We start from the raw sequence: 9,311 nt of genomic DNA on the forward strand, positions 1-9,311 counted from the left end.
TGGATTAGTCATAGCGCAGGAGGTCGACGCTATTGTTAGGCCTCGCGAGGTGCAGAAGACTCTTGAAAAAGCTCGTGGGACGTTGAGCCCCCATATGCAGGGCGCTCAACCGTTCCGAGGCCGATCTAATCCGCGGAAATATGGGTAATGACTAAGATGCCCCGAACCGCCGGACGAATTACGACGTTCTTTTCTTATAAAGGCGGCGTAGGTCGCACCATGGCTGTCGCAAACGTCGGCTTCATAGCGGCAATGGCGGGTAAAAGAGTCCTCCTAATGGACTGGGACCTGGAAGCCCCAGGCTTGGCTGTGTACTACCGCGGCGTTACCGAGCATGAGGCCGCGGGGAATATTCGAAAATCTAACGGGGTTTTAAACCTCTTTACAGACTGGCGCGATGCTTTGTTAACGGCAACTCGGCCGGAAGAGGCGTCTTCAATATTTAAGCGCTTCAAATCCGGTGCACCATTCAAAGACTGTGCCTCTCCACTGCTACCAAAGACCAGGCTTCCCGCTGGCGCAAAACTCGACATCGTTGGGGCTGGGTCCTCTATAGTTGGGACGGTAGAGCCTTTGCCATATGCAGAGGCTTTATCACGCTTTAATTGGCCCAGCTTCTTCAGCGACTTCGCGGGAGGGTTGATGCTCGAGGCAATGCGGGCGTGGGCACGTAGAAACTATGATATAATATTAATTGATAGCCGTACGGGGCTAGCCGACGTCGCAGGCATTTGTACCATGCAGCTTCCTGATGAGGTTGTATTATGCTTTGTGCTAAATCGGCAGAATACTGAAGGTGTCGCGGATATTGCAGCATCAATCCGTGCTGCGCGTGGTAATGAAGTTGCTATTAGGCTATCGCCGATGAGGGTCTCTAAGGACCGACCAACGGAGGAAGCCGACGCACGAGCTCGTGCGCATCGTGAACTACGGAACGCAGGACTAGAATCGCAAGCAATTGAACGTGATATGACGCGTTTGTCGATCGGAGCGGCTGCAAACATTCCGTTCTATGAAACGCTTGCGCCATTTGTTGCTACGAGTGCGACAGCGGACCCGCTTACCTTTGAATATCTGAGGATGACACAGGAAATAACCGGTGCAGCTTTTGATGTTCCAAAAGTCGATCACCTCTGGATAGATTCAGTTCGTCGTCGGCTCCAGCCGCGTATGACGACGGTCGAATACCTTAGCTCGCTAAAGACGGCCGATCCAGATCGAGCATTTGAGGAAATTGCAAGGTTCCTTGATGGTGCTCTCGATGCAGATCCTAGCCGGGAGCTTCATGCAGACTACGTTGAGGCACTTGTTTCTGCAGGACTGCAAGCTTCTGATTGGTTATGGAGTGACGATCGAGAGTTTCCAACAGAGATATTAGCGCAAAAGGCCATACTTTTACTTCGTCAGCTTCATTCAATAGGTGAGGGCGATTGGCGCCTGCATCTCGTCAACGCTCTTGATGAATATGATATACGCTGGGCGAGCGGAAATCGCGAGAGTAGCCTGAAAGGAAATGCGGAGCGCGACGCGATCCTTGCTTCCGGGCCGCAAACTACTGGTACGCTCGTGCGTCGAGCGCATCTCCATGTTGAAAATGCACGGCTGCGCAAGCCCAGCACCCCTTGGGGTAAAGTGGAAGACGAGTTAGATTACGCTCAGAGTCTTCTAGACGAGATTAGTGGGCCTATTCAGCCTGAGGAGGCCGAAGGGGTTGCCCTTGGTCATGCCGAAATAGCGGCGCAACGTGCTAACGTGTTTACAAAGGACCCCAAGCTCGGAAACCCCGCTGAGCAATGGCAAAGAGTGATTAAATTGCTGGAAGGACCAGAGGGTTCTCGTGGGCGCAGCTTGGCCGCAGAGGCGCATGTTGGCCTAGCTCAGTTGGACGAGGATGATCCTCTGGCCAGCATCAGGATAGTTACTGCTGCGCAATTGTGGCGCCCTAGCGTAACGCGCGGCATAGATCGATTTATAAAGTTAACGAGTATAATTCTTCGGGACGCTGACGCAGGTAATCAAAGCATCAACTTTTCGATCGCGGCGTTTGCGCGGCCCAAAGGACTGCGGGTGCCCATCGGTATCGGCATGCACGGCGTTGCCGAGGTTGTTGAATTCAGTCGTTTGTTAGAGCAGCTGGCCTTAGCAGCTGATCTGGATAACCCGCTTCGTAATGATGCCCTGGTTGCTATTGCTGAAGCTGCCGAGCAACAGCTGAATCGCGCTACCCGAATTGTTGTCAATAGTGACGAAAAGCAGAATGAGGCGCAATTTCGGAAGATATTTGCGGCGTACATTTCGCTGGCTGAGGTGTTAGCGAGTGCGGAAGCGCCGGAGTCAGCGGTAGAATCGCTGCGACGGCGAGTTGAGAAAATGCGGGATCGATTATTTCGGGCCAGCAAATGAGTCAGCCTCGTGATTGGAAGGGTGCCAAAGATCCGGCTGGACTATTTTTGTTGCTGTGGCGGTACGTCAGCAAAATGAGCCGTGAAAGGCTGTCTGGTGAAGTTGAATTGCCCTTAATGCTAGCTCCGTCTGTTCGTGCCGCACTCGCTAAGGATGATCCAACCGAGGCCGTCGGCTCGCTCTGTGACTCTCTTGCGGCACATTGGGATCCAGGCACCCAATTTATGGCACGGCGGCTTCGAGCTAGTATAGCTTTAGCTGCTATGCGTGGAATTGACGATGCTTTGCTTGCTATTCATCCTCGTTCAATCGTTTCTGGTATGGGGTCGAGCACGTTGCCGTCGTGGCTTAACGACGTGCGGGAACTGCGTACCGTAGGTGGATCTTACGCAGCAAATGACGAGCTCATTCTAATCGCTCGCGGTCCTTTTGCGCGTAGTCCCAAACTAGCGCTGGAGGAGGCTACATTCTCGCTGGTAGATCAATTTGCAGCGGTAAAAGTAATTGACCGGACATCGTTCAAGGAGGACGGTCGTTCCATTAATGTTACCGTCAAGGTAATAGACCAGTCGACTGATTGTGGTGTTGGAAATAGGCACGATCGCGCTGCGAGTGAGATAGTCACGTTTGTACCTCTGGCGGAGAACGGAGGCGACTTGGTGCCAGTAGTAACGCCAGATGGAAAGGTAACATTTCTTGATGTTGTGAAGGGTGTTGGGTACGAACCGTCTGATATACTCCTGAAGGCAGTTCAAGAATGTCCTGACAGTGACATCATTGTTGCTCCAGAATTGACCATTGACAAAGCCGACGTCGAAAAAGTTGCGGCTGGTTTATGCGCCATGTCCGGTAAACGGCCAAGAATATTAGTTTCAGGATCAGGCCTATCTCGATCTTCGGTAGTCTCGAACGATGGCGAAAGTGGCTATCCCTATAATGAAGCAACAATAATAAACGGGCACGGCGCGACGCTTTGGCAGCATCGAAAAGTATCCGCTTATGGAATGCTCAAGAGCACCTCCGACAATCTAGATATATGTGGCGGCAGTACTCCGCCACAGCTGATGGAACGTATAACATGGTCCGACTCGATTACGGTGGCCGATGTTGACGGACTAGGACGTTGTGTTGTTTTAATTTGCCAAGATATTATGATGGGCTTGGTAAGCCAACTTTTACAAGAATTTAGGCCAGATTGGGTAATTGTACCGATCTTGGATAGTGGCACGTCCATCGGGCGATGGCCATCCAAGCGCGCCGAAGACCTATCAGGCATGTCGGAAGCGCGATTTATAATTGTTAGCAGCCTAACAATGAAACACTGGCAAATAAAAAAATATGCAGGTGATGAAATGGGGGTGGCTGTTGGCCCTAAATATACAAATCGGGGCGATCCAGACGAGCCAACCGGCGTTATGGCGCAGGTTACGCCAGAGAGCGCACATCGGCGTCATGGTTCGATACGATGGCGTTCGCGCACGGGGTGGGTAAAACAAAAATAGATCGATGGTCATCAAGATATAGAAGCGGCGGTGCCATGCGCGTTCGACGTTGATGGCGCCCTTGCCCAAGGTATGAGCAGCGTCGTCAAAATTCTGGCTAGGTGCGTCAATCCGCATCAGCAGTTGCACGTCAGAAGGGCCTTAAAGGCCACAGTTTTCCTAAGCCTCGCATCAAATCCCAGTTTGCATCAAAAGAGGCCTAAAAAGGCCGCTGGCGAGGCCGGAGTTCTTGCGCCGATGATGAGCTCGTGACCTCCATCGGCATGCTTTAACATCAGCACTCAGGCTGGAGGCTTGAATCGCACCGAACTGCACCCCGGCACAGCCACTTCGATCCATAATGCGGCCTAGGCACTTGGGTACAATACGGCGGTTCTAGAAATGCACCTTTTGCGACACAAAAAGACCGCGGGCGAGGCGGGGGGATCAGCGTGTGTTATGGGGTCGCAGCGTCTGCCGCGGGGCCCGACTGTCCCACCCCATTGAAATCATGTGTTCCCTTTCTGTTCTGACTCGCGCTAGATGGCGGTCCAAAGAGTCGCGGGAACCATCATGCACCACCTCCACCTCCACGATGTCCCGTTCGACCTGATACCGCGGGAGGTACCGTTCTTTCTGTCGCGGACCCCGGCTGGCTTTCCGTCGCCGGCACAGGACGACATGGAGGAGCCAATCGACCTCGGCGCCTGGCTCGTCCAGCACCCCGCGGCGAGCTACATCATGCGCGTCGACGGCCATTCCATGCTGGGCGCCGGCATCAACGACGGCGACCTGATCGTCGTCGACCGTTCCAAGACGCCGCGCGCCGGCGCGATCGTCGTTGCGCTGGTCCATGGCGACCGCACCCTCAAGCGCCTGCGGCACATGGATGGCCGGCACTGGCTCGTCCCCGAGGCCGAGGGCTACCCGCACACGCTCGTCGACGAGAATGTGGAGATCTGGGGCGTCGTCGTCGGCGTCGCGCGCCAAGTCCGGTGAGCGGGCCGATCGCGCTCATCGACTGCAACAACTACTATGTCTCGTGCGAGCGCGCGTTCGACAGCAGCCTGATCGGCGTGCCCGTGATCGTGCTGTCGAACAATGACGGGTGCGCGGTCGCCCGCTCGGCAGAGGCGAAGGCGCTCGGTATCAAGATGGGCGAGCCCGTCCACCTGCTGCGCGACAAGATCCGCGCGCACGGGATCCGTGTCCTGTCGTCCAACTACACCCTGTAGTAAGTTAGGTGGAATGCTCGTCTTCCGATAGAACGACGGCAGGATGGAGCGCGCGTCTATGCGTCGATCAACGTCACTGCAGGTCGCCCTCGATCGGTATCCGCTGGTCGACGAATGGTTGCAGCTACTTGGTAATCTAGGTCGTTCGCCAGCCACACTTGATGCGTACGGTCGTGGCGTCACTCACTACCTGGCGTACTGCACGTCTTCGAGTGTCGCCGCCGAGGCGGCGACACTCGAAGACGTTTCGCTCTACGTCCGCGATTTGCTTCCGGATGGTTCTGCGGCTGTCGCAAACTCGACCCTTCATCAGCGGCTAACCGCGATCAGACTTTGGTACGATCACCTGATATTTCAGGGGCTGTGTTCGAAAAACCCGGTTCCTCGCGGGCAAACTTCCACGTTCCGGCGCATTCCAGACCATGCCGGTTTTTCAAGAGGACTGGTGGCACGCCTTATAAAACTGCCGCATGTGCCTACTGAGGACGAGTGGCTGTCGATACTCAGGGCCGCAGCAAGCGACACAGTTCGAAATCGACTGATGCTCGCGTTTGCTTACTACGGAGCCCTACGGCGTTGCGAGCTTGTCGCTCTGCGCATCGATGACCTCGACTTCGCACATCGTTTGATTACGTTGAGAGCCGAAACAACGAAGGGGAAGCGCAGCCGAGTCGTCTGCTATAGCCCGGCAATCACATCTGTTTTGGCACGGCATTTACAGGATAGTCGATCCGTTGCCGTGAATGCAGGGCCACTTTTCCGATCCGTGTCCGACCGCAATTATGGGCAGCCACTGACCAAATGGTCATGGAGCAAGACCGTGGAGCGCTGGGCGACGACAGCGGGCGTTTCGGGCTTCAGTACGCACAGCCTACGACATTTGCGCCTCACCCATCTCGCACGATCGGGCTGGAAACTCCACGAACTCTCGACCTATGCCGGGCATCGTGACCCTAAAACCACGGTTGTCTATTTGCACCTGTCCGGGAGCGACCTGTCAGCACGTATGGCCGGATCCGTAGCGCATATCGACACGCGGATCGGTTCTCAACTCTTCGGAGATGAATAATGGACGCCACGATAGCACTGGGAACCATCGGCTATGCACCGTTCGATCAGACACGGTATGATATGGTTGGCGACCTTGATCTAACCGAGGTAGCGGCGATTAACGGCAAACCGGCACGATCAGATATTGTTGGTCTTTTAGCGAATGCACCGCGTCTTGTTGAGCCTTTACTAGCTGTCGCCGAGCGCGGCGGAATATCGGCGGCCAAGACTAAGATAACAATCGCTCGCGTGCTTACGATGGTTCACCAAACTAGCAAGCCATATTGGAATTGGGAGAAGTCAACTTGGCTGGCGCTACTGAATGAGCAGAGTCAGGCGCGCCCATATATGGGAGCGTTGGCGTATCACCTCGGCGGTTTTCGCGATTTTCACGAGATCGAGAAATTTCGTCATTCCAGCGTTTATGCGGCAACGATTTTTGGTCGTGCTATCGTCGTTGGGGAACATGCAAGGCTCGCTTCAACGCTTCGAGATCTAGGATATTCAGGGCGTCATCTCGAACTGTTCCTCACCAGCGTTCTCGGCAGTCTCATGCTTGAGAATGGCGATCCACGCCTGGAGACATTCACCGCCGATCTGCTTCAACGTGGGCAAGATAGCCGCAACTATGCTGTCGCCAGAGCGGTCGGCAAGGTGTCGGCGGGATTGGCCGCGTTAGGGATCATCAAGCAGCCACTTCGAATGCGAAGGTATGTAGGATGGAAAGACAAGAGCACCGAGGGCGTAGCGCCCGAGTGGGCAGCATGGTGCCTCCGGTGGCGTGACACCTCCACGCTCCGTCCGTCGACCCGAGAGACGAATTATGGGTTTGTCCTTCGGATTGGCCTCTGGCTGGCGCGGGAGCAACCGCTAGTTACATCACCCGAGGACTGGGATACCTGTGTCTGTGCTGCCTTCATTGCGGCGCTGGATCGTTCGACGGTCGGGGAATGGCTGTTGGAATCGGCGCCCGCCCGAATAACGAAAACACACGGAAAGCCGATTGCTGCCAACTCAAAGCGGACGTTTCTGCACGCGATGAGACGATTTTTTATCGATGTAGAACTATGGGGGTGGGCGAAGCTGCGGTTCAGCCCACGCTACCATCTGGCGACCCCCGTCGCTGTGAGTTTCAATTCCGGCGTCAATCCCCGCGTCATCGACGACGCAGCTTGGCTCAAGCTGATATGGGCCAGCCTGAACATCCAGCGAGATGATCTTCTCTCCGAAATTCACTATCCCCTAGCGCTCATTCAGGCGATGGCGGTGGTCTGGACACATTGCGGGCTTAGGCAAAATGAAATTGCGCGCTTGACCCTAGGTTGCGCCAAACTCCAGGCCGAAGAAATTATCGCGGACGACGGGAGCACGGTCAAAGCAGGGACGCTCTGTTATCTCGACGTTCCGCCCAGCAAAACCTTCAAAGCTTACGTCAAGCCCGTCGCTGCCGTCGTCAAAGAGCGGATCGACGCGTGGGTCGCCGAACGCCCATCCGAGCAAGCTCCGATTACCGATGAGCGCACCGGTGAATCGGTGCGTTTTCTGTTTCAGTACCGAGGGCGTCGGGTGGGTACGGCGATGTTGAACAACACCATCATCCCGATCCTGTGCGCAAAAGCTGGCGTCCCAATGACCGACAGTCGTGGGCCGATCACCAGCCATCGCGGACGCGCGTCCGCTGTCACTGCTCTGGCGAGCGTTCCAAAAGGAATGTCCCTTATCGAGCTGATGCAATGGTCTGGGCATAGTTCGCCCACGTCGACAATGCATTACATCCGCATCCGGCCGACCCGTTTGGCGGCGTCATTTGCCCAAGCGGACCACATGGCTCACATGGTGTCCCTGATCGTTGATCACGACGTGATACAGCGGAAAGCCAACGAACCTTACGCTTTCTACGATCTAGGCGACTCCTATTGCACAAATCCGTTTTGGAGTGGCTGTCCGCACCGCATGGCCTGCGCTGGCTGCGACTTCAATCTACCAAAAGCGAGCGCCCGCGCGCATGCCTTGGAAAGCAAAGCATCTATTCGGCGCTATCTGGAGGAGGTCCCTTTGAGTGCTGATGAACGATCGATCGTGGAAGGGGATGCGGTAAAAATCGAAGGATTTATCAATAAACTAAGCGACATCGCCACACCGGATGGACGAACTCCAGCCGAGATCGTCAACGGCGCAAGCCCCATGTCGGTTAACTCTCCGCCGTGATACAAATATCCGTCGACGGTATGCCACAGGCACGAGGTATTCCTGCGCTTACATGAACAGATTTGCCTTCCCATCAGTACGTGAACGTTTGCATGACACAGAAACCGGTTGGTTAACTTGAGGATATCGGTGCTAATTAGAACGATGTGTCAGCGCTAACTTTACCCTTCATTCGCTTCGTCCGCCCGCTCACTTGCCGGAAAATGCCGGTAGAATGTTGATAGTCCGACTTGTAGCAGCCTCGCGACCTTGGCAGGCTTATCTCCTGCCGCGAGCAGCTTGCGTGCCGTATCTATCTTGTCGGGCGTCAGCGCTGATTTCCGGCCGCTGCCGATACCGCCCCTCTTCCGGGCCGCTGCCAGCCCGGCGATCGTCCGCTCCTTTATTAACTCGCGCTCCATTTCGGCCACGGAGGCAAGAATATGGAACAGGAGTCGCCCCGAGGCTGTGGACGTGTCGAAACCGTCCGTGAGTGATCGAAAGTCGATCTTGCGTGCCGACAGGTCCGCAGCCAGCGTAATAAGGCCCTGGATCGAGCGGCCGAGGCGATCGAGTTTCCAGACCACGATGCAATCGCCGGCACGCGCGAAGCGCAGGGCTTCCACCAGTCCCGGGCGATCGGCTTTCGCCCCGCTCGCCTTATCGGTGAACAGTTTTTCCCACCCGGCTTTGTTCAAGGCATCGGTTTGGAGCGCCAAGTCCTGATCGGCCGTCGAAACGCGTGCATAGCCAATCAGCATCTTTCCCGTTTTCCCATCGAAATTGGCAATTTCGGGAATCTTAAATCGGGAACAGATTTTGGGAAAGCGAAACCCACAGGCGTCCGTCAGCGTGATTGGCGGTACCGGCTTCCCGCTCCACGTTCCTTTGAGAGAACGTCGTGTCAGCGGCTTCTTGGACGCGGATCATTCCAAGTGAACGCCTTATCGCTCAC

Annotated in this window: 7 protein-coding genes; 6 read left to right on the forward strand and 1 reads right to left on the reverse strand. The window is 55.4% G+C overall.

The window, feature by feature from the left end; translation table 11 throughout:
* Positions 1 to 147: 147 nt before the first annotated feature.
* From sphst_RS13345 to sphst_RS13365, 6 genes are all read left to right on the forward strand, one after another.
* Entirely contained in the window at positions 148 to 2,403 is a 2,256-nt protein-coding gene (locus sphst_RS13345; RefSeq protein WP_107045672.1) for a KGGVGR-motif variant AAA ATPase, read from the forward strand.
* Positions 2,400 to 3,905: a hypothetical protein gene (locus sphst_RS20615; RefSeq protein ID WP_159043620.1), complete on the forward strand. Its 1,506-nt coding sequence runs from the start codon at positions 2,400 to 2,402 to the stop codon at positions 3,903 to 3,905. The genes sphst_RS13345 and sphst_RS20615 overlap by 4 nt, the downstream gene beginning before the upstream one ends.
* 552 nt (positions 3,906 to 4,457) lie before the next feature.
* Positions 4,458 to 4,883, forward strand: a complete 426-nt coding sequence (locus tag sphst_RS13350) for a LexA family protein (protein ID WP_051916405.1) — start codon at positions 4,458 to 4,460, stop codon at positions 4,881 to 4,883.
* The gene (locus sphst_RS13355; protein ID WP_031394340.1) at positions 4,880 to 5,119 is read left to right on the forward strand and encodes a Y-family DNA polymerase; all 240 of its coding nucleotides are present in this window, start codon (positions 4,880 to 4,882) and stop codon (positions 5,117 to 5,119) included. The genes sphst_RS13350 and sphst_RS13355 overlap by 4 nt, the downstream gene beginning before the upstream one ends.
* A gap of 58 nt (positions 5,120 to 5,177) precedes the next feature.
* On the forward strand, positions 5,178 to 6,188 hold the full coding sequence (locus tag sphst_RS13360) for a tyrosine-type recombinase/integrase (RefSeq protein ID WP_081877574.1): 1,011 nt from the start codon (positions 5,178 to 5,180) through the stop codon (positions 6,186 to 6,188).
* Positions 6,188 to 8,377, forward strand: coding sequence for a tyrosine-type recombinase/integrase (locus sphst_RS13365; protein ID WP_199848976.1), 2,190 nt, complete (start codon positions 6,188 to 6,190; stop codon positions 8,375 to 8,377). The genes sphst_RS13360 and sphst_RS13365 overlap by 1 nt, the downstream gene beginning before the upstream one ends.
* A gap of 161 nt (positions 8,378 to 8,538) precedes the next feature.
* Here sphst_RS13365 and sphst_RS13370 read toward each other — a convergent pair whose 3' ends face one another.
* On the reverse strand, positions 8,539 to 9,117 hold the full coding sequence (locus sphst_RS13370; protein WP_031394338.1) for a recombinase family protein: 579 nt from the start codon (positions 9,115 to 9,117) through the stop codon (positions 8,539 to 8,541).
* Positions 9,118 to 9,311 lie beyond the last annotated feature (194 nt).

The organism is Sphingomonas sp. STIS6.2 (assembly GCF_000732685.2).
Lineage (GTDB): Bacteria > Pseudomonadota > Alphaproteobacteria > Sphingomonadales > Sphingomonadaceae > Sphingomonas > Sphingomonas aerolata.

Bases quoted from the DNA above. Each gene is read 5' to 3' on its own strand.
- sphst_RS13365 (WP_199848976.1), top strand. From the start codon at position 6,188: ATGGACGCCACGATAGCACTGGGAACCATCGGCTATGCACCGTTCGAT.
- sphst_RS13360 (WP_081877574.1), top strand. From the start codon at position 5,178: ATGCGTCGATCAACGTCACTGCAGGTCGCCCTCGATCGGTATCCGCTG.
- sphst_RS20615 (WP_159043620.1), top strand. From the start codon at position 2,400: ATGAGTCAGCCTCGTGATTGGAAGGGTGCCAAAGATCCGGCTGGACTA.
- sphst_RS13350 (WP_051916405.1), top strand. From the start codon at position 4,458: ATGCACCACCTCCACCTCCACGATGTCCCGTTCGACCTGATACCGCGG.
- sphst_RS13370 (WP_031394338.1), bottom strand. From the start codon at position 9,117: ATGCTGATTGGCTATGCACGCGTTTCGACGGCCGATCAGGACTTGGCG.
- sphst_RS13345 (WP_107045672.1), top strand. From the start codon at position 148: ATGACTAAGATGCCCCGAACCGCCGGACGAATTACGACGTTCTTTTCT.